This is a genomic window from Bacteroides sp. LFL-34 (genome assembly GCF_027257075.1).
Classification (GTDB): Bacteria; Bacteroidota; Bacteroidia; order Bacteroidales; family Bacteroidaceae; genus Bacteroides; species Bacteroides ovatus.
The window spans coordinates 45,002-67,327 of sequence record NZ_JAPQKZ010000025.1; the positions used below are offsets into that span (position 1 = coordinate 45,002).

General features: G+C 39.1%; 11 protein-coding genes. 2 read left to right on the forward strand and 9 right to left on the reverse strand.

From position 1 onward, the window contains the following. Positions 1-115: 115 nt before the first annotated feature. The 6 genes from N5O98_RS15655 to N5O98_RS15680 all read right to left on the reverse strand — a co-directional run bounded on the left by N5O98_RS15655 (position 116) and on the right by N5O98_RS15680 (position 15,745). Complete coding sequence (locus N5O98_RS15655; protein WP_004312475.1) at positions 116-1,789, reverse strand: RagB/SusD family nutrient uptake outer membrane protein; 1,674 nt, start codon at positions 1,787-1,789, stop codon at positions 116-118. A 16-nt stretch (positions 1,790-1,805) separates the two neighbouring features. Further along, the gene (locus N5O98_RS15660; RefSeq protein ID WP_022199931.1) at positions 1,806-4,979 is read right to left on the reverse strand and encodes a SusC/RagA family TonB-linked outer membrane protein; all 3,174 of its coding nucleotides are present in this window, start codon (positions 4,977-4,979) and stop codon (positions 1,806-1,808) included. After that, positions 4,979-7,252: a surface glycan-binding family protein gene (locus N5O98_RS15665; protein ID WP_022199930.1), complete on the reverse strand. Its 2,274-nt coding sequence runs from the start codon at positions 7,250-7,252 to the stop codon at positions 4,979-4,981. The genes N5O98_RS15660 and N5O98_RS15665 overlap by 1 nt, the downstream gene beginning before the upstream one ends. A gap of 12 nt (positions 7,253-7,264) precedes the next feature. After that, complete coding sequence (gene hepC, locus N5O98_RS15670; RefSeq protein ID WP_269495816.1) at positions 7,265-9,451, reverse strand: heparin-sulfate lyase HepC; 2,187 nt, start codon at positions 9,449-9,451, stop codon at positions 7,265-7,267. Between the two features lie 653 nt (positions 9,452-10,104). After that, positions 10,105-14,166, reverse strand: a complete 4,062-nt coding sequence (locus tag N5O98_RS15675) for a hybrid sensor histidine kinase/response regulator transcription factor (protein ID WP_004312470.1) — start codon at positions 14,164-14,166, stop codon at positions 10,105-10,107. Positions 14,167-14,374: 208 nt separating this feature from the next. Next, entirely contained in the window at positions 14,375-15,745 is a 1,371-nt protein-coding gene (locus tag N5O98_RS15680) for a TrpB-like pyridoxal phosphate-dependent enzyme (protein WP_004312469.1), read from the reverse strand. Between the two features lie 132 nt (positions 15,746-15,877). Here N5O98_RS15680 and N5O98_RS15685 point away from each other — a divergent pair, with 132 nt between their 5' ends. Continuing rightward, the gene (locus N5O98_RS15685) at positions 15,878-17,707 is read left to right on the forward strand and encodes a TrkH family potassium uptake protein (protein WP_004312468.1); all 1,830 of its coding nucleotides are present in this window, start codon (positions 15,878-15,880) and stop codon (positions 17,705-17,707) included. Positions 17,708-17,711: 4 nt separating this feature from the next. Further along, a complete protein-coding gene (locus tag N5O98_RS15690) occupies positions 17,712-18,398 on the forward strand; it encodes a potassium channel family protein (RefSeq protein WP_004312467.1) in 687 nt (228 codons plus the stop codon). A gap of 1 nt (position 18,399) precedes the next feature. Here the strand turns inward: N5O98_RS15690 and N5O98_RS15695 are convergent, their stop codons facing one another. The 3 genes from N5O98_RS15695 to N5O98_RS15705 are packed head-to-tail and all read right to left on the reverse strand — an operon-like array spanning position 18,400 to position 22,254. Next, positions 18,400-19,326, reverse strand: coding sequence for a CapA family protein (locus N5O98_RS15695; RefSeq protein ID WP_004302198.1), 927 nt, complete (start codon positions 19,324-19,326; stop codon positions 18,400-18,402). Next, on the reverse strand, positions 19,320-21,755 hold the full coding sequence (locus tag N5O98_RS15700; protein ID WP_022199929.1) for a DUF3160 domain-containing protein: 2,436 nt from the start codon (positions 21,753-21,755) through the stop codon (positions 19,320-19,322). Before N5O98_RS15700 ends, N5O98_RS15695 begins: the two co-directional genes overlap by 7 nt. Before the next feature lie 49 nt (positions 21,756-21,804). Next, positions 21,805-22,254: a hypothetical protein gene (locus tag N5O98_RS15705; protein WP_004302200.1), complete on the reverse strand. Its 450-nt coding sequence runs from the start codon at positions 22,252-22,254 to the stop codon at positions 21,805-21,807. Positions 22,255-22,326: the final 72 nt, after the last annotated feature.

Sequence of the window (22,326 nt, forward strand, 5' to 3'; positions counted from 1 at the left end):
TTGCAGGATTGTCCAAAAGGAGTTCGAACTCTGCTTTTCAAGTTTTGATTTTGTTGAAAAAGGTTTTAATTTTCTCCAATATGCCCTAATTAAGGCATATTGGAGAGAATGAGGACTATTCCCAATTCGGATTTTGATTAAATTTAATCATCAAGTCCATGTCTCTTTGTGGAATGGGAAATAGTTCATGCTTACCTTTTACAGTATGTCTGTAAACAACATAATTAAATTCAGTTTCCGCAGTCCACCAGTTAAGCAAATCATTGTATGTTTTTTGAATAGTTTCATAATATATTCCCCAGCGGATTAAATCCATGCGGCGGTGTCCTTCAAAAGCCAGCTCATAAGCTCTTTCTTGATAGACTGCTTTACGAAAATCTTCTTCATTTAAATCTTTTAAATCACAAATACTCGTCTTACTAGGATTACCAAATCCACGACGGCGCACCATATTGATCGCTTCATAAGCTTCATCAGTAGGTCCATGTTTCCATTCATTCAAAGCCTCTGCGTAAAGTAAAAGTACATCTGCATAACGTAGGAAATACCAATTAACATTCGATTTATCGTTATTGATTAATTTACTGGTGGTTACATATTTTTCAATGTCCCATTTAGCAGGTGTATAATTTTGTTTTTCTTTTTGTCCTTTACTGGGGTCTTTGTCTTTTTCTTTAGCAGAATAATCTGTATCATTTTTTCCTTTTGTCCAAAGTACTTTATCATCATCGTATTTATAATTGGCAACGGAAAGATCGCAACGCAAGTCTTGAGGATGTTCACGCCATTCTGTTACGAAAGTATGCACCACTTTCACATTTCCTGCGCAACTTCCACGCTGTCCTGCGATTGATGTGGTTTTAACTCCATTCCATTTTCCAATACGGCCTACAGGATCACTGTTTCCTGAAACGGTAGGGGAGTAAAATGATATTTCGATCAAGCTTTCTGTTGGGTCCCAAACCCCGTTACAAGTGTTTTTCCATAATTGTTCGTAATCAGATAGAAGAGCATGTTTGCCGGATTCTATTAAAGTACGGGCGGTTTTAGCGGCTTCTTCCCATTTTGACTCATCATATATAGGATATCCTGCCCATGTGGCGTAAACTTTTGATAATAAGCCTAGAGCAGCTCCCCTGGAAAAACGATAGCTGTTATCGATGCGGTATTGGTCATCTTGTGCATAGGGCAGTATTCTACTAGCGTAAAGCAGGTCATCTTCGATGAATTCATACACTTTTTCCGGTTTTACTTGAACAAATGTTCTTGGATCTTGTTTCGACATTTCTGTATTGGTCATAAGAGCAATATTACCATATCTGCGCACTAATTCAAAGTAAAACATAGCTCTTAAAGCTCTTGCTTCAGCTATATATAAAGTGGCCAATTGCCGGTCGGTATCTGAGTATGTATTTATTTTGCTTGAGATTCTTTCTAGAAAATCATTCGCATTATAAACACCGGCATACAAAGATGACCAGGTAGTTTGTACTTCCGATTGAGTGGTAGGAAATGCATTGGCTGGTATGATACGATAGTTTTCCGTACTATTTCCTTCTGCCTGCTCCATATCTGTTCCTAAATTGAACAATATAGATAAATGATAGCCATATTGTCCATCTTCTATGGTTGAACGATAAACGCCTTGTAATACAATCTCTGCCTCTTTAGCATCTCGCATAAAGTTTTTCTTTTCTACATCGGTGCTGGTTTCTTCGTCTAATGTGCAAGAATTAAAAGGTAATGCACATATTACTGATATTGCTATATAGTATAGAATCTTTTTCATTGTACTTAATTTATTATTAAAATTGAATATCAAGCCCAAAAGTAAATACTTTACTCTTTGGATATGCACCCCAATCTAGTCCAGGAGTCATCGGATTGCTCCCTGCTGTACTTACTTCCGGATCATAACCACTATATCCTGTAACACAGAATAAGTTTTGTCCTGTAGCATAAACACGAAGTCTGGATACATAGAATTTACTTGTCCATTTTTTAGGTAAAGTATAACCTAATGTTATATTTTTCAAACGAAGGAATGAACCGTCTTCTACAAAACGTGAATAGACATCATTGGTAATGTATCCATTATATAAAGGTACTTTATTGGATGCATTGGTCGGACTCCAGCGATCCGCTACTTCAGCCAGCATATTTCTACGTCCGCTTCTTGATTGAGTTGAATATAGACGGGTTGCATTATAAACGTCATTGCCGTAATTGAATTGTAGCATGAAACTGAAGTCAATCCCTTTATAATTTAGTGTATTGGTGATACCTCCATACCATTTGGGGATTGCAGAACCGATGACAGTACGGTCTTTGGTTGTAATTTTACCATCTCCGTCTTGATCTTTATATTTTACTACACCCGGTCTTAAAGGCTCTTTTGTACTATAGCGCGGGTCATTAACGACTCCGTCTTTTAAATACAATGTAGGATCGCCTGGTTTTGTGTAAAAATCAGAACTTTGGTAGATCCCATCAAACTCATATCCATAGATCAATCCTAAAGATTCACCGACTTTGGCTATGTAATCATATGCGGTGAAGTTGCTGTCGAATCCGGAACGTGCATACATCGCATCTACACCGGAAGCAAGTGACTTTAATGTATTTTTGATAAATGATATATTAAAGTTCGTATTCCAAGTAAAATCTCTTGTTTGTATGTTAATACTGTTCACATTTAATTCAAATCCTTTATTTTGGATCTTACCAATGTTCTGCATTTGTGAGTTAAAACCTGTAATGTGTGCAAGTGACTGAGCTAGCAAGAGGTCTTTTGTGTTTTTGATAAAGAAGTCTGCTGTAATATTTAGGCGACTATCAAAGAACCCAAGATCTACACCTAAGTTCACAGTATTGGAACCTTCCCATTTCAGGTTAGCGTTTTTGAGTTGTTTCGGTGTCAATACCGTTACTGTATTATTACCTACTCCATATTTACTGGCTTCATATAAATCTAATGATAAATAGTTTGAAATACGGTCATTACCGACAGTACCCCAACCGAAGCGAACTTTAAAGTTTGACAACCATTTTATATCTTTCATGAATGCTTCTTCAGAAACACGCCAAGCAGCTGAGAAAGAGGGAAAGTAACCCCATTTATTCTTTTGGGAGAATACAGTAGAACCATCTGCACGTATTGTCGCTGTTAATAAATAGCGATTGTCATAATTATAGTTACCACGGGCGAAGAAGGATAGTAGCATCTTGTCACTATAGCTGGAGCTCACTTTACTAGGAGTAGCTCCGATGCCTAAATTGTCATTGCCCAGATTATCAAATGGGAAATCCATCGCTTCTCCTAATAGATATTCGCTGCTTTTGAATGAAACTTCATGGCCTAACATCACATCATAAGTATGTTTTTTAATTTTTTGTTTCCATGTGATGTTATTATAATTAGTCCAACGTACGTCGCGTCCCATTTGAGTTCGGCCATACGGTTTTTCTCCATTACGATATGCTTCTTTAGAACCAGTTTTGTAAAAAATGTCAGTTCTGCTGTCAGTTGTATTATAAGTACCAGCTGTCTTAAATGTTAATCCTTTAATAATTTGCCAGGTAACAGATGCATTGGCTGACCACATTTCTCCACGTTTATCATTAGTAACGGATTCGGTTTGCATGACAGGATTGACTTGCGCAAGGCTTTCTCCAGTCTCTAGCATTTCAGGGTCAATAGCAGAATTTAATAATTCTTCATCTGTCAGCTTCAGACCACCTGTTGGACGTGCACTTAGAATTTGTGCTAACATATTAAAACGTCCGGAGTCTGCGGAAGTTCCCACGCCTTTACGGTTCGTTTGTGCGTAATTAACAGTTGTATCAAAAGTGATGTTTTTTGTTATCTTTTGATTAAAGCGAATTTTACCTGTCGTTTTATCAAATCCACTATTCTTAAAAATACCATTTTCAATATAACGGGAAAATGAAGCTGTATATTTGGTATTATCACTACCGCCTGAGATGGATAGATTATGGTCTTGTGACCATGTCGGATTGAAAGTCTCTTCTTGCCAGTCTACTCCTTTCATTCCGATATAATCTTCCGCTGATTGATAAAGATAAGGAATTCCATTATCATCATTTCCTGATTTATAGTAGGAATTTGCATATTCGGGTTTTATTTCTCCTTGCAATTTAACGAATTCATAAGGAGAAAGTACATCTAACATTTTTGAAATCTTACGATAACTTGCAGAGCCGTTGTAGTTAATTACAGGGCGTCCTACTTTACCTGACTTGGTGGAAACCATAACCACTCCATTGGCTGCGCGCGCACCGTAGATAGCGGCAGAAGAGGCATCTTTTAAAACTTCTATAGATTCAATATCGGAGTTCGATAAATAATCGATATTATCTACTTGAAAACCATCTACGATATAAAGTGGAGAAGCATCTCCTGTTAAAGTACCTACACCACGGATGTTGATATTAAATCCAGCTCCCGGTGTACCGTCGGTTTGGGTAATTTGTACTCCGGCAATTTGTCCTCCTAAAGCTCCCATAACAGAACTGCTTTTATAGCCTTCAATGTCTTTGGAAGCGACGGATGCAACAGAACCTGTCAAATCACCTCGCTTCATGGAACCATATCCGACAACAACAACTTCGTCTAAAGTTTTATTATCTGGTACCATTTTAACATTCATAGGAGATTGTCCGGTATATTTAATCTCCTGGGTTTTATATCCAATATATGAGAAAGATATTATTGAACCTTTTGAAGTTGTTAACGTAAAGTTTCCGTCGAAGTCAGTAATAGCACCAGTAGATGCACCTTTTACCATAACTGTTGCTCCGATAAGCGGAGTGTCTGTTTCATCTACAACAACACCTTTTACAGTTATGTTCTGGGCTTGTAAGCTGATTGTGAAAATCAGTGCTAAGAGGGTGATATACCCTCTTAGTTTTATTGATTTAGTGATTGTATTATACATAGTTAATGATGTTTTGCTCATTATTTAATAAATTTTTTGTCAAACCATATGATGATAGGTGCTATTTTCTTTCCATTTTTTAATGATTCTCCGGTTTCTGTTGTATCAACGGTGACATTTGTAAGGAAAGTCATTTCTCCAACCATAATTCCATTAGCATATTCTCCATTACTATTTTTCCAGATATTCGGACTGATATGTATAGTCAGGTCATTAGGAACTACATAGGCTAATGCTACGGATAGTCTATCCGATTGATTAGGTAATTTCTTACTATGGCTCATGTCGTATACGCTGCCGTAATATGACATCGGATTCCTAGACCCGGTTGATAGTTTTATATCCATAGCTTTATAATATGTAGTCCATAGTTCATTTAAGAATGAACCGGCAGTTCCGGGTGCTCCTTTTACTAAAGTGCCTTCTGTGGGATAGTAGTTAAATGAACGGCGGTAATCTAATGCGAAATTAGAAGTTGTAGTTATTCCGTTAACTGTAACCAACGGAACTGTTGAATTACCACCATTTTTCGGATCAGCTTGGAAGACAAAAGGATTATAATGGATATGTACTCCATTATTTGCTTTTAAGTCATAATGAATAAATACAAGAGTTGTTTGAGATATCTGGCTATCTTTATCTGTTCCGGCTGTTGCTGTAACATAACAAAATCCTATTGTATTTGCTTTGACTTCATTTTTATCTGCGGGCCATGTAGCTTCTTGATTGAAACTGATTTTTCCTGTATTGCTATCGATTGTTAAGTTGTCACAATTATTTCCGTTCTTGATGCTCCATGCGACCGATACATTCCCTTTAAGCCCTGTTTGTGGACTTGGGAAAGTGAAGCTTTTTAATGTAGCATCCGCATTAGCTTCATTATCTTCTGTAATTCTAAATTGATTAGCATTATTTTCTTCTGGTACATCAATGTTGTTTCCATAACGAATATCAGTGAAGTAATTAGGATTCTCAATGATATTCAGAGTAAATGTTGCATCTGCAGGATTTTCTGCGTTTTTAGAGTTAGTCGCTCTCACGGTAAGAGGATAATTTCCTTGTGGAATAGTATTCCCTTTTTCTACAGAAATTGTTCCGGTTTGGGCGTCAAATTCTATCTGCCCCTTTAATGCATCCGGTTCATTAATCAAGCTGAATTGGATATTATCTCCTTTCAACCCTTCCTTAGGACTAATGGTGAACTTTGAATATTGATATTTATCAATACTTGTTTCATATTCGAATCCTGAAATTGGCTCAATGTATTCTACGACTTGTAGTGTAAATGCATTATTGAAATCTTCTTCTCCAAAATTGTTTTTAACATGTATTGAGATGACATAGTTATTTCCACTTTGCAATCCGTGGTCTTTGTCAACGGAAAGAACTCCGGTAGTTGGATCTATTTTAATTTTATCTGTTGTAGGGGTAATATTTTTTATAGAATATTCTATTCCTTCTAATGAACCTTTAAGTGCAGGCGCATTACTCTGAAATGAGGTCTTTCCACTTTTGTCGTTTTCAGCTTCTAGCATATCTTCGTTAGGAGTGTACTCCAAACCAAAAGGTGCTGACGTGACATTTATTTCTAGTGCATTCTCAAATATTCCTTCATCTTCAGAAGAAGCTCCGGTTGTTAGTTTTAATGAGATGTTATAAATACCGGGAAGAAGTGCTGTGCTACCTTTGATAATACTTATTTTTCCACTTTTAGTGATGTCGAAGTATTTTGAATAGTCACTTTTGGCAATCTCATATTTGGTAATGGTTACATGATCTCCATCTGTCTTGACTTGCGCTGTTGGTAGTTCTACTTCACTTGTTTCATCAATAATATCATTATATTTGACTTGGAGTTTGTTGGGTTCCACTGTAATTCCATCGGGGACGGCCTTCAAAAAGTTTATTTCTACAATATCTTTAAATTCATAATAATTCCCTCCGGATATGCATGATATGGATAATTTATATAGGCCAACTTGCATATCTTTGGTGCTATTTATAGATATGAATCCATCATTCGGGTCGATAGTAAAACAATCTCCGGAATAGGCTTCACCTTTTAAAGTAACTTTGGTTATAGCAAAGTCAGAAGGTGTATTTCCTTTATAAGTTGGGCTACTAATTCTTCCACTCATCGAAGGACCTATATCAGTCATGCCTGAGTAGAATATTGTGAATTTAGTAGAATCGGTAGTTTCTGTATCATCACAAGATGTATAAACTACACCCATTATAACTATCATCAGACTCATTATAAGCCTTGATTTGGTTTTTAATAATGTATGTTTCATTTCTTAGATATATTAATTAAGTGTGTATGACAAATTATATTCTTTATTATCAATAATTACTTTTACTGATGTTCCATTTGCATGGAATGTTCCAGCGACCTCATCATCTGCTATATCTGTAAATGTGGCTGTCATATTGATGTTTGCTGCTTCCGTACCTTCATTAATTGGGTATATTATACTGATGAATCTTGCAGCACCATTTTCTATTTTAGGTTTGCGTATGGTAACTTGATAACCTTTACGTTCGGTTTTTTGTCCTATATCATTAGAAGTATTAGTCGTTTTTACGGATGCGCTATAATTGTTGGCTGTTTCAACAAAGGTTCTAAGCATGATATTATTATTGTCGCTAAAAGCCGTATGTGCACCGTAAATATGGCTGTCTTTTTGTCCTTCGTCTATTACAACATCGCTTGATGCGTTTTCAATAGGACATAAATGAAAATTCACATTGATGTTACTGTTATGGTCTGCTGTGGTATCATATCCTTCATCTACTATAACAAAGAACTTTTGATTAACAAAAAATACAGAACGGCGATGGGTCAAATTCAGATGTTTTTCAGCTGAAACAGTATATGTCGGATTTTCAGTAACCAAGACATCATAGGATGTTGATTCATCCGTCTTTGTTGTTAATTGAAGCAATTTTCCTTTCATACTATCGTCAGGTATTGTTTTACTCATTATGGTTAACGTGTTATGTCTGGCTGTTTCGCGATAGCTCTCTCTATCGCTCCCACTGTATGCGTATGACCCTGCGTCAGGGAAGAAATTACGTCCTCCTTTATATAAACTAAATGTACCGTTATCTGGTTGACAGTGATATTTTTTATTAGTATTGTTGTTTTTTAGTATCATCATCATAGATTGGTCATCCCATTTATTACGCAGAATATAATACCCTCCATTCGTATAAGCTTTTTGTAAATAAGTAGGTGTGGATCCACTTAGTCTTTCTGAAGCCACCCATTGTATTTCTTGATCATCTGGGAACATTTCTGCATACTTTTTGAAATTTTTAATGAGTACACTTTTTCCTAAACGACTGGAACGGGTATCATTAAAGTTTTCTACACTGTAATTGGGATAAGTGATATCCATGACAAAATGAGCTGGTAATTTTAACTTCTCAAGGTATCCTGCCGGAAATCCGCCGGCTTTATTATTTAATTGAGCTATTCTGTAAGTTTCATAAAAATCAGAGATGGCACCAACGTGGTAGCTAATATCAAATTCGTAATGTACTCCATCTGCAAGGAACTGTTTATCTATTTGTTCTCCTAGTTTCTGAGAACCTTCTGATAGCCATTCATTAGCATTCTTGAACTCAGGCATGAGTATGCCTGCCATTGCTACAGCTTGTGCTTGGGTAACCAGAATGTTACCTTCTTTATAATAATTCAAACGAATACATTCTACTTCTTTGGCAAATGCTGTCAAGAAGACAGAGAGCCATTCTGGCGTGAAATTTTTAGATTGAATGAAATAAGTCATGATATCTATTTGTGAGATAACTCTTTCAGCTACCTGTAAACCTTTCCATTGATAATCAACATCATTCTCTTGTCCTCCTTCTTCGGGGAATGTTGTTCCTTCTTCATAAGGAAAAGTCTTAAGCCAATCCGAGTAAACATTGATCCATGATTCTGCATATTTTTCATCACGACTTGTGCGATAGGCTTTTGCTTGTGGGAGCATCCATTGATGGCGATGAATCTGATATTTAAATTCTTGGTCAGTGACTTTACTGGGAATGAACGACCAGTCTATTTTATTATCTTTAGTAAAAGAATAATAGATCTCTTTTCCATCTTCGACTCGCTCTGCAAAACCTCTAACATAAAATCTGTTTTCTAATGCTTGGTCAGCTATATTTAGTTCAGATGCCGTAATTGGTGTGTTCATCAGTTGGATATTAGGGTTGATGACACTTGTTCGATTTCTGTAATACTCTAATAATTCATTTACTGCATAGTAGTATTTCCCTGAATTATAAAATTCTTTGGCTTTTTCCAGTCCTGGATAATCAAGATTGATAACTGCAAATAGTTTTTCATCGATCACATCATTAGGCTGATTAGGAGGAAGCATATCTATGTCTATATTGCCTCCGGTCAATATTTCCTCCTCGTTGTCTGAGCATCCGGCAAATGCTAGCAGACCGAACACACAAATAAAGAAGATGTTCTTCATACTTTATTAGGTTTTAATTATTAAAAGTTATATTTTACTGTTTGCAAATGTAATCTGTTTATTTAGAAATGATGATTTGTCTTGTTCACACTTTGTTCAAAAAATGATTTTTTGATATTAATATTGTTGAATCATATATTAATAATGTTTAGAAGAACGGTTTTTAGGCTGATATTAAGCTTTTTATACATCATAATGTAACTTTCATCCTATTCTTTTATGAAATGAACTAATTCATTTTGATACGGAAGGGAAACGGTACGGAGACGAACTAAACGCTAGTTGTCAATAAGAGATAAGCTGTCTTAATACTGTGTTTAGTTTCCTATCTTCTATAAATAATAATTAGCTCTACATTCTAGTTTGTGTTCCACTTAAGTCGAACTATCGCTCTACTTAAGTGGAACGCAAATTTATTAGGGAACGAAGAAAATAATAGCTCCAAGAAGAATTATTAAAAAGACTATTGTGCTAGATTAATCCTTGTAACTATGAATTTAGCTCAAAACCCTACTGAAAAAAAGAAAAGTACTGTTTTATACATTGGGGTTGTTTGTTATGTATAAACTCTCTTCCAATCCAAAAATATTATGATTTTTATGGATTGGATTCCGTAAAAATCATAATATTTTTGGATTTACCTCTCTAGTTGTTTATCCCTTTGCCTTCTTAATATACTCTGTAGGCAAACATCCGAAATACTTTTTGAAACTCGTAGCAAAGTAAGACGGCGTATTAAATCCTACCATTGTGCTGACTTCTGCTATTGTATAACGGCCATCCTTCAGTAATTTTGCCGCTTCATTGAAACGAATCTTGCGTATAAAGTCGATAGTCGATTCACCTGTGATAGCTTTCAATTTGAGGTGCAGATTAGAACGGCTCATATTCATTTCTCTGGCGAACTCGTCGGTAGAGAATTCAATATTATCCATATTCTTTTCTACGATGGCAACGGCACGTTTCAACAAAGCTTCATCCATGGCATTGAACGTAATCTTTTCCGGTTCCACTTCCAGAGATTTGGAATACCGTTCAAGCATACGCCTGCGGGTACGCATCATATTCTGTATCTTCGTAGTCAGGATAGCCAGCGAGAATGGTTTCGGGATATAATCATCTGCGCCCATTTGCAGGCCTTCCATCTGATCTTTGGTTTCGCTTTTGGCAGACAGGATAATCACAGGAATGTGACAGGTACGGATATTCTGCTTCACATTCTTGCATAGCTTGATACCATCCATCACAGGCATCATGACATCAGTCACAATAATGTCCACTTCATTCTCTTTCAGCTTTTCCAGGGCTTCTTCACCATTTCCGGCTTCCAGTGTATTGAAAAGTTCGGCAAGTCCGCTACTTAGATAATGGCGAATTTCATTATTGTCTTCTACGATAAGAATCGTACCACGTTTCTTGTCACCGGTTTCGATCGTTTCGTTTTCTACTTTTTCCGTATCAATGAAATACATCTCTTTCGAGTTGGTAGAATAAACTTGGTCCTCCTCATTTTTAGCGTCATTAGAAGCTAATTCGGAAGATTTATAGATGTTTATATCCTGTGGCAGATAAACAGAGAAAGTACTGCCTTTGCCTTCTTCACTGTCTAACTCAATACGTCCGTGATGCAGTTCCACCAAACGTTGTACCAATGACAGCCCGATGCCACTTCCTACGTGCTCACTCTCTATCTGATAGAAACGTTCGAATATTTTTCCCTGCTTGTTGATAGGAATACCAATACCGGTGTCACTAACTTGCAGTACCAGCCAATTGTTTTCCTCTTTCAACGTAACAGTAATGCTTTGCCCGCTTTCTGTATATTTGAAAGCATTTGAAAGCAGGTTATTAACGATCAGTTCCAGATAATTCGGATCGAAAAGTTCCTCTTTTTCTTCCAGTTCGGAGTGGAGAGTATAAGTAATCTTCTTGTGGCGTGCCAGTTTATCGTAGAACAAGAAATTATCCTGTATCAGTTGATGCGCATTCTCTTTCTTTACTTTCAGCTCAAAAACTCCCAATTCGGCACGGCGATAATCCATCAACTGGTTGACAAGATGCAACAGACGATTGGCGTTGCGTTGGATATATTCCAGTTGGTTACGAGTCCAGCGATCACTAATCTTATTGATTATTTCTTGTAAAGGAGCTAAGATGAGAGTTAACGGCGTGCGAAGCTCGTGCGAAATATTGATGAAGAAACGCATCTTCATCTGGTTGATTTCTTCTTGATGCTCCTTGTCCCTGCGTTCAAGTTCCAGTTCCGCTTCCATACTCTTACGCATCCAGAAGAAGCGGAAGACGAAAGTGATAAACCCGATAAAAGTGGCGAGGAAAATCATGATTGCCCACCAGGTCTTGTACCAGATAGGGAGAACTATGATTTCCAACATTGTAGGTACAGTATTCCATTTTCCGTCACTATTGGCAGCTTTTACCAAAAAGTGATAAGTGCCTTGTGGCAGGTTGGAGTAGGAGACAGTACGTTTATCTGTCAGATAATACCACTCTTTGTCATATCCTTCCAGTTTATAAGCGAAAGTATTATGTTGTCCGGAAATATAATTGGATACTACAAATTCAATCGTGAAAGCAGTTTGCCATGATTTCAGGGTGATACTTTCTGTCTCATTGATATTCTTAGTCAGGATACCGGTTTCATCATCCGGGCGAACTGTCTTGTTAAACAGTTGAAGTTTAGTGATAACTACCGGAGGCGTATAAGGGTTATCCAGCAACAGTTCCGGGCGGAAAGTAGTGATCCCGTTGATACCTCCGAAATACATCTGACCGCTCGAAGTACGGCAGAACGAAGAAGTATTAAACTGATTACTCTGTAATCCGTCGGATTCCGTAAAATTACGGAACCTCTCTGTTTCCGGATTGAAACAGGAAATACCACGGTTGGTACTTACCCAAAGACGTCCGAAAGTATCTTCCAGAATACCATATACCACATTGTTAGGCAAACCGTTAGCCGTAGTATATCGTTTGATTTTCTTTTCTTTTTCATTAAAACAGTAGAAGCCTTCACGCGTACCTACCCAGATGATACCGTTGGCAGCCTCGTAAATGCAATTGGTAAACGTCTTTGTTACAGATGATTCCGGCAGAATAGGCACCTTTTCTATCTCGATTCCTTCCTGCTGAAAGACAGATATACCTTCCTCACCCCCGACCCAAAGCCGTTTATGGGAATCTCTGAACAGGATTGTGATTCGTTGTGAAGTAAATGGAGTACCGTCCTTTTCCTTATCAATGGTGGTAAAACTCTTTTTTTCCGGGTTAAAACTAACCAGAGCACTTAATGTCCCCAATAAGAGATTTCCCCCTTTATCAGGAAGAATTGCATATACATTCTCATTCACCAACTGGCTGTTCAGCTGATTGAAACTTTCCATTTTTCCACTGTTTCGATGGAGAACAGTCAGTCCGCCGGCATGTGTCCCTATATATACAAGTGATTTTTGTTCATCTACATATACGGCTTTGATATTGTTGGAACCAATACCGATTTCCCGTTCGTCTTCCTGTAAGATATAGTGCGTAAACTGTTGTGTCTTTGTATTATACAGATTCAAACCACCATCATTCGTTCCTATCCATAAGTTCTTATCCTTATCTTCCGTAATGCAGCTGACTACGTTATCGCTTAGAGAATTCTTATAGGGAATACGCTGGATATTCTTGAATCTGTTGCGGATAGGATGGTAATAGTTCAATCCCCCGAAATAGGTTCCAAGCCACATACCTCCTTGCGAATCCATAAAGATACTGCGAACCGAACGTTGTGACAAACTGCCGTTTTCTACCGGACTGCTACTGTAGGAAACGAAAGAATCGCTTCCTTCATGATAAATGTTTAGATCATTGAACGTTCCTATCCATAAGCGATTTTGCGAATCCAGTGCCAGAGAGCGGATATAATTGGAACTGATACTTTTAGGATTGGAAGAAGAATGATGATAAGCCTTGACCTCTTTCGTTTTCGGATTGAGCAGAAGCAGACCGGCTCCTTCGGTAGCTACCCATATACGGGTAGGAGATTGCTGCAAAATGGCTTGAATCTGTTTTGTTTCCGTTATCGGAGTAATCTTTTCCAGTTTCTTTTGAGGAATGGAATAGCTGTAAAGCCCGTCGACCGGGGTACCGATATAGATAATATCCCCCTGTCTGTAAAGAGCTGAAGCTATAAGCTTGTGCATAGCGGTACTAAAAGAATCATCAACGAATCGTGATTCTTTAATATCGAACATAGTCAGACCTTCTTGTGTGCTTATAAGCAACTGTTCCGGTGAGATTTCTGCAATACCATTGATTTGTTGCCGTTTGCCTTTTTTCTCGTAGAAGAAATTTCTGAATTTGTCTTTTTCTTCGTCATAATATGACAAACCATCCCGCGTACCGATCCAGACACGTCCCTGACTGTCAGTTTTTACGATTCGTGAAATGTCATTAGCAATACTGTTCGGATCCTCTTCATTATGTTGATAAACTGTAAATGAATACCCGTCATACTTGTTTACTCCATCATAGGTCGCGAACCACATATTACCTCTTTGGTCCTGATCGATAGAAAATACGGTGCTTTGTGACAATCCTTCGTTAATAGAAATATAAGAGAAGTTAATTTGCTCCGGAACTTCAGAAAAAACGCAATTAACCCCTATACATAGAAAGAGTAGACAGATTGTTGTTTTTTTAAGGCTGTTCATTATTAGTTCATAAGATTAATAATGGCATCAAAGATAGCAAAATCTTTTATATGGAGGTATTCAATAGAGAGAAAGTAAATATAGGGAATGAAAAAATACCACCGATTATACAGATTAGCACGGATTTTTATATCGACAATCTTCGAATTACAATTAAATCTGTGTTAATCTGTGTAATCGGTGGTGAAACTTGAAACTGGTAGGTAATTTATTTAGCTAAATCTCCTATCTCGTCTAAATTCTTCTGAATATCTTCGTCATTCAATGTATAATTCACCAGATCACCGGCCAAATACTTATCATAAGAAGCCATATCGATCAGACCATGACCCGAAAGATTGAAAAGAATCACTTTCTCTTCTCCTGTCTCCTTACATTTGTTAGCTTCGCGGATAGCCGCCGCAATAGCGTGGCTGGATTCGGGAGCCGGAATAATACCTTCAGACTGCGCAAACAGACAACCGGCTTCGAAAGACTCCAATTGCTGTATATCTACCGCTTCCATCAGATTATCTTTGAGTAACTGTGAAACGATTACACCTGCGCCGTGATAACGAAGTCCACCGGCATGGATATGAGCAGGAGCAAAATTATGTCCCAAAGTAAACATAGGTAGCAACGGGGTATATCCGGCTTCATCACCGAAGTCATACTGGAACTTACCACGTGTCAGTTTCGGACAAGAAGCAGGTTCGGCAGCAACGAAACGAGTCTTTTTCCCTTCCTGTATGGTGTGGCGCATGAACGGGAAAGAGATACCTCCGAAGTTGGAACCACCTCCGAAACAACCGATCACGATATCCGGATATTCGCCTGCCATTTCCATTTGTTTTTCAGCTTCCAGTCCGATAATAGTCTGGTGGAGAGTCACGTGGCTAAGTACGGAACCGAGCGTATATTTACAGTTGGGAGTCATTTGTGCCAGTTCGATAGCTTCCGAAATAGCAGTTCCCAATGAACCTTGATAAGTGGGGTGTTTCGTCAGAATATCCTTACCGGCACGGGTAGACATAGATGGAGAAGGAGTGACCTGTGCTCCGAAAGTCTGCATGATGCTGCGGCGGTATGGTTTTTGTTCATAACTGATTTTTACCTGATAAACGGCAGCTTCCAGGCCGAAAACCTTGGCTGCGTAAGAAAGAGCGGCTCCCCATTGTCCGGCACCAGTTTCAGTGGTAATGTTGGTAACTCCTTCTTCTTTACAATAATAAGCTTGTGCCAATGCAGAGTTCAACTTATGCGAACCGATAGGGCTTACGCTTTCGTTCTTAAAATAGATATGAGCCGGAGTGCCGAGTGCTTTTTCCAAACCATAAGCACGAACCAGCGGAGTGCTGCGGTAGTACTTGTACATTTCACGCACTTCTTCCGGTATTTCGATCCATGCATCCGTCTGATTTAGCTCCTGATGACACAGCTTTTTTGCGAAAATCGGATATAAATCTTCTGCTTTCAGCGGTTGTTTGGTTCCCGGGTGCAACGGAGGCATAGGCTTGTTCACCATATCGGCCTGAATGTTGTACCAGTAATGTGGAATTTCTTCTTCCGGTAGAATATACCGTTTTCTTTTTTCACTCATAATATTGTAGTTTTTTAGTTTTCTGTTGCCAAAAGTAGTCAAATTTTTAATATTCAGAAAATTTTGTCAACAAAGAATCGTGTTTGATCGTTATTTTAGTTAAGTTTGCACGACCCTGTTAAAAAAGATGATATGAAGATTTATCATAAGTTTTTATTGTATCAGAATAAACTCCTAAAACCCTATGTGCGTATCTTGTTAGGGCTGGTAGAAGCACTCACCTATCTGGCGTCATTATTATTGATTGTCGGAGTAGTATATGAACATGGCTTTCCCTTGTCTATTGATGAAGTGGCGAATTTACAGACATTGTATAAAACTGTCTGGATCATCTTTCTGATTGATGTAACTTTACATATCTCGCTGGAATACCGGAATACCAAAAAACAATACCGGCGATTAGCTTGGATCTTGAGTGGATTGTTATATTTCACGTTAGTACCTGTTATATTCCATCGTCCGGAAGAAGAAGGAGCTATTTTGCATATTTGGGAATTCTTACATGGGAAGTTTTATCATCTTTTGTTATTGTTAGTCCTTTCTTTCCTCAATCTGTCCAATGGGCTGGTGCGTCTGTTAGGACGGCGTACCAATCCGTCTTTGATATTGGCAGTCAGTTTTATGGCTATTATTCTGATTGGAGCAGGCTTGTTGATGCTTCCGCGCTGCACGGTAAATGGTATCACCTGGGTAGACTCTTTATTTACCGCTACCAGTGCCGTATGCGTTACAGGCTTGGTACCGGTAGACGTGTCTACTACATTCACCACTTCAGGATTAGTTGTCATTATCCTGCTGATTCAGATTGGCGGATTGGGAGTGATGACATTAACCAGTTTCTTCGCCATGTTCTTCATGGGGAATACCTCCATTTACAACCAGCTTGTTGTGCGTGATATGGTTAGTTCCAATTCATTAGGTTCTTTGCTGTCTACTTTATTATATATATTAGGCTTCACTTTAGTGATTGAAGGGATCGGTATGGTTTCGATTTGGTTTAGTATTCACGGAACGTTGGGAATGACTCTGGAAGGAGAGTTGGGTTTTGCTGCTTTCCATTCTATTTCAGCTTTTTGCAATGCGGGCTTTTCTACGCTTTCCGGCAATTTAGGAAATCCGATGGTGATGACTAACCACAATTGGCTGTTTATTACCGTTTCTCTATTGATTATATTTGGTGGTATCGGTTTCCCCATCCTTGTCAATTTCAAGGATATTGTATTGTATCACCTCCGTCGTTTCTGGAAATTGATTCGTACCCGCAAACTGGATCGGCATAAAATGCAGCACCTCTATAACCTGAATACGAAAATCGTGTTAATCATGACTTTTCTGCTTTTATTAATCGGCACATTGGCTATTGCTGCTTTTGAGTGGAATGGTTCTTTTGCCGGTATGCCTGTGGCAGATAAGTGGACACAAGCTTTCTTTAATGCCACTTGTCCGCGAACAGCCGGTTTCAGCAGTGTCGACCTGGCATCATTGAGCGTGCAGACATTGTTGGTTTATCTATTCCTGATGTGGGTGGGCGGTGGATCACAGTCCACGGCAGGTGGTGTGAAAGTGAATGCTTTTGCGGTCGTAGTTCTGAATCTTGTAGCCGTATTGCGTGGCACTGAACGAGTGGAAGTGTTCGGCAGGGAATTGTCTTACGATTCAATCCGGCGTTCCAATGCAACAGTAGTCATGTCATTGGGAGTCTTATTCATTTTTATTTTCACATTGAGCATACTCGAACCGGGTGTTTCCATTATGGCATTGACTTTCGAATGTGTCTCTGCGCTTAGTACCGTGGGTTCCAGTTTGAACCTGACCCCTCATTTGTGTGACGCGAGCAAACTATTGGTGTCTTTGTTGATGTTTATTGGTCGTGTGGGGTTAATAACATTGATGTTGGGAATCGTCAAACAGAAAAAGAATACAAAATACCGTTATCCAAGTGATAACATCATAATAAACTAAAGCTATGAAGTATATTATTATTGGTTTAGGAAATTACGGCCATGTGTTGGCGGAAGAACTGTCCGCCTTGGGACACGAAATTATAGGTGCGGATATAAGCGAAAGTCGTGTAGACTCCATCAAAGATAAGGTTGCTACAGCTTTTGTCATTGATGCCACTGACGAACAATCATTATCAGTGTTGCCATTGAATAGTGTGGATATAGTTATTGTAGCGATTGGAGAGAATTTTGGTGCGTCGATACGAGTCGTTGCCCTGTTGAAGCAGAAAAAGGTTCCCCGTATTTTTGCCCGTGCTATTGATGCCGTGCATAAAGCGGTGCTTGAGGCCTTTGATCTGGAAAGAATCCTGACTCCGGAAGAAGACGCAGCCCGTAGTCTGGTGCAACTGCTCGACTTCGGCACAAACATGGAAGGGTTCCGCATCGATCAGGATTATTATGTTGTGAAGTTTACGGTTCCGAAGAAATTTGTAGGATATTTTGTAAATGAGTTAAACTTGGATGAAGAGTTTCATTTAAAAATGATAGGCTTGAAACGGGCGAATAAGATCACCAACTGCCTGGGTATTTCTCTGACCGAGCTTCATGTGAAGAATGAATTACCGGAGAATGAGAAAGTGGAAGAAGGAGATGAACTGGTTTGTTACGGCAGATACCGAGATTTCCAAACTTTCTGGAAAGCTATTTAATTTATTGGATTTCCGGTTTGCATTGATGGATCGTTACGGGATGCGCTTTAACTTTGCATGCCGTAGATGTAAAATTGAGTTGCACAATCTGGCTTTGTGATGTTTCCGGTTTTCGTTGGTCGAATACAAAGTTGCCCAGACTATAAAAGATGGGCTTACCATTGAAATATTCCTCTTTCTGAATGACGTGCGGATGATGTCCGATGATAGCATCCGCACCTGCACGAACGAGTCGGTGTGCTCCCTTTCTTTGGTTCATAGTAGGAGAGGATTGGTACTCGATTCCCCAATGGAGAATAACGACCACATAACTTTCGGGATTCTCTTGCTTGAAGTTCTTAATTTCCTCTTCTATTTCTTCCGTGGTTTGCTGGCAAATACCGGGATCATTTTCTAAATATACCCAATTCTCCAAAGGAAGTGTAACTGAATTGAAGAGTGCTACTTTAATTTTTCCTTTCTTTATCACTACGGGTTGGCAACTCTCGGAAGAAGTATTACCATATCCTATCGGAGTGATTCCTGCCGATAAGAGATGCTGATAAGTATCTGTCAATCCGCTTCGTCCCTGATCCATAGTATGATTATTCGCTAAAGCCGCATGACTGATGCCGGCTTTAACCAATTCTTCCATCCATCTTGGTTCCGCGTGAAAAATATATTTCTTGTGTAGCGGCGAACGAACGGAAGTGACGGGACATTCCAGATTGATTACCGTAGCGTCCATTTGATGAAAGAGAGGAGCTACTGACGCAAATAAATCTTCGACACCTCCCCGTTGAATCTGTTGGCGTACCCCTCTGTCCAGAAGAACATCTCCGGTGAAAGCGATAGAGAGACATTCTTCTGACGGGTGCTGGCAGGCAGTAAGCAGTAACAGACCTATACTACCTATAATCCGGTTAATTCGGGAAAAGGATATTAGCATCCTGAACTATAAAAAACTCTGTCATCTACTTTCGGTTCTTTCTCCAGCAGGATCTTTTTCATCCATTCCGGGACGGCAGGTGCTTTCTTTTCTTCCAGCATTTTCTGCCACTCTTCGTCCGTGAGCCGGGTATCCAGTGGCTGGACAAACTCGTAGTAACTAAATGTGGCACCACGGGTAAGATAGAGATTACCCTCTATTTCTACTACCACATAGATATTGTTGGCATTTCCTGTTGCCACATGCAGTACTCCATTCTTATCACATCCACTCACGTTGCGGGTATAAATATCAGCCACTACAGCTATCGACTTGTCCGGACCTTGCACTAATGACCAGTTATCCAGATGTAAATCCGGATCGAGCACAGACAGAGTGAAATATTCTATACTACTTCCCATATACTCAAGAGTGCGATATTCCTGTTCGGTCAGTTTTTCTCCCCGCAGTTCCTTTTCAGTTACTTGAATCAGAAAGCTGACATAGTCTTGCAACTGCTCTGTTTTTCCTTTCAAGTCATCCGTCAGGCAATTGCTTTGTTGCAGAACCAGTTGGGTGGCTTGCAGAATTCCTGACATTTTCTTCCAGAAAGGAAGATTCGGTTCTACATATCCCACTACGATCGGATCAGGAGGGCCGGCACCTCCACATTCTGCAGCCATGGGCTGTTCTCCGTAAAGGATCGCGTCATGCTTCAATTCAGCCCAAGATGCCAAAGCTGTATTCAGGTTCTTGTATCCCCATTCGGGTGTTTGCATAAATCCCGGCTGGCTCTTATCCGTTTTCTGCATGGTGAACAGACTTTTCATCCATAATTCGTAGACAGATACTTGCGCAGGCTGGGAAGCTTTGAATTTATCTTTCAGTTTTTGTAATTCTCCGGTATACTGGTTCCAGTTGCCCGGTTCTTTGTAAAAATCAGTCAGTAAAGTCTCGGCGGAGTTTACTCCGAAAGCGGCAAAGACATCCAATCCTTTCGGATAAGCACGTTTGCTGTTTGGGGTGACGTCTACCAATTCCTGAAGAACTTCATTATCTGCCAGATATCTTTGTGGCATAAAGTTGATTTTGTCCCGGCAGGAGATTTCTATTTTAGGTTTGATCCTGTTCTTGCTTTTTGCCAGTTCAATGAGCGCTTGATTCACCTTTTCTATTTGAACCGGAGTCAATGCATCTTCAGTATATTCTGCTTTATTTTTCTTCAGAATCTGTGCAATATCGAGAAGAGAAAGATTATCAGTCTCACCCATCAGGAAGGTAAGTGGTGTATAGACGCGTTGGTATAGTTCCATTAGTGGTGTCTCGGCCATATCCTTATAAGTGGATAGTACGGTAGCTTGAAAGATTGCTTGTTTGAGCTGTTCTTGTTGTTCTCTGCAAAAGCAGGCAGTTTGAAGCCACATCATAGCCTGAAAGTATGCCTGTAATTGGGGTTCACGGGTATAATGTCCGCGTGGTTTGAAAAGACTGTATGGGAAGTATGCCTCTTTGTATGAAAGAAATTCCGAGAAATCATCTTCTTGTGCATTAATATGTTCTATTTCCTGTTGATATGCTTTTTGATACTTAGCAGGGAGATTGGGCGTTTCCTTTGTCAGCAAATAATAAGGGATAGCATAGAAAGTAGCGGCATATTCTGCCATATCTTTCAGAGATTCGTCTTCTGTCTGGCGGGAGATGCTTATGCAAGTTGCGTTGAGTGATAGACATAGTCTTTCCAAAGTAGGAATGATGTGTTGTTTCTCCAGACTTTTCAGTACATAAGAGAAATACATGTGAAATGCCTGTAAATATAAGTCAGTGGTGATGAAATTGGGCACTTGGCGATAATCATTCTCTTCGTAAGCATGAAACAACTGTAAGTTACTTCCCTCTGTAATGGCAAAGTTGTTCTGTTGCAACTTGGCTAGTAATGCCTCGTCTATATCTTTGAATTGGAACAGGTTGACTATATTATTTGCATTTCCTAAATAATAAGAGTCTCGTTGAGTAAACTGTTGCTGACGCATTTCTGCCATGCGAGCATCGATGCGTTCTACAAAAGCCTTTTCTTCAGCCGTCAGTTTGACTTCATCATAGTTTTCCGGAAATTTATTCTCTCCGTTTGCCTCCGATTCTTCCCATAACTTCCAGACAAGATCATTATACCATTTCGTATTGGCCGAGAAGAAAGCATTGATGTCCGCTTCCATAAAATGATAACCGTGTATAGCGTATGGATAACTACGTAATAAACGTAACTCCTGAAAAGAGTAACGACTGATATCCTGCTTCAAATCAATAGATTGAGGTAGAACCGTATCGGTCAATAATGAAGTGGCAGTCGTAACAGTATCTTGTGCCAATGCCGTTGAGGTGTTTTTATTCTTGTTCTTGCATCCGCAAAGAATAAGAACTAGTGTACAGGACAGTAATAATAGTCGTCTCATGTTTTTCATTATTCTATAAATTGCCATATATAAATGATAGTATCTAACGTTAACGTTCAAGAATGCGTTTGGCCTCCTTTTCTTCTGTCTCGCGTTTCAGATATCCCTTAAAATCCAGACCAAAACCTCTCCATGCATATTCCGCTATCAGATATTTTCCACTTCGTTCCCGTTCCATGGTGCGTATCAACACAGAAGTATGTTCACGAATCACTCTGAAATCTTCCAAAGGTTGTGCTACCCTCGAACCTAACCAAAGTGGGCGGATATACGCTTCATCTGCAATCCGGTAAATGAATAACCGCTTGTCAGGTTTGGGATCGAATCGGGTAGGCTTGATAACCCCCACAATGATTTCCGGCATCCCGTCTCCTGTAACATCTCCATAATCAAACTGATAGACTGGATAAGGCAATTTCCAAACAGAGTGGGAGGGTTGGTCTGTATTCAAATGAATGACATAGAGCGAATCAGATTCTTTGTTCAGAGATACTTCCATGTGTCTTTGATTAACTTGCCATTCAAACCTGTTTTCTTTCCGGCATGAACAGAACATCAGTGAAAGACCTGT

Bases quoted from the DNA above. Each gene is read 5' to 3' on its own strand.
- N5O98_RS15655 (WP_004312475.1), bottom strand. From the start codon at position 1,789: ATGAAAAAGATTCTATACTATATAGCAATATCAGTAATATGTGCATTA.
- N5O98_RS15660 (WP_022199931.1), bottom strand. From the start codon at position 4,979: ATGAGCAAAACATCATTAACTATGTATAATACAATCACTAAATCAATA.
- N5O98_RS15665 (WP_022199930.1), bottom strand. From the start codon at position 7,252: ATGAAACATACATTATTAAAAACCAAATCAAGGCTTATAATGAGTCTG.
- hepC (WP_269495816.1), bottom strand. From the start codon at position 9,451: ATGAAGAACATCTTCTTTATTTGTGTGTTCGGTCTGCTAGCATTTGCC.
- N5O98_RS15675 (WP_004312470.1), bottom strand. From the start codon at position 14,166: ATGAACAGCCTTAAAAAAACAACAATCTGTCTACTCTTTCTATGTATA.
- N5O98_RS15680 (WP_004312469.1), bottom strand. From the start codon at position 15,745: ATGAGTGAAAAAAGAAAACGGTATATTCTACCGGAAGAAGAAATTCCA.
- N5O98_RS15685 (WP_004312468.1), top strand. From the start codon at position 15,878: ATGAAGATTTATCATAAGTTTTTATTGTATCAGAATAAACTCCTAAAA.
- N5O98_RS15690 (WP_004312467.1), top strand. From the start codon at position 17,712: ATGAAGTATATTATTATTGGTTTAGGAAATTACGGCCATGTGTTGGCG.
- N5O98_RS15695 (WP_004302198.1), bottom strand. From the start codon at position 19,326: ATGCTAATATCCTTTTCCCGAATTAACCGGATTATAGGTAGTATAGGT.
- N5O98_RS15700 (WP_022199929.1), bottom strand. From the start codon at position 21,755: ATGAGACGACTATTATTACTGTCCTGTACACTAGTTCTTATTCTTTGC.
- N5O98_RS15705 (WP_004302200.1), bottom strand. From the start codon at position 22,254: ATGGAAGTATCTCTGAACAAAGAATCTGATTCGCTCTATGTCATTCAT.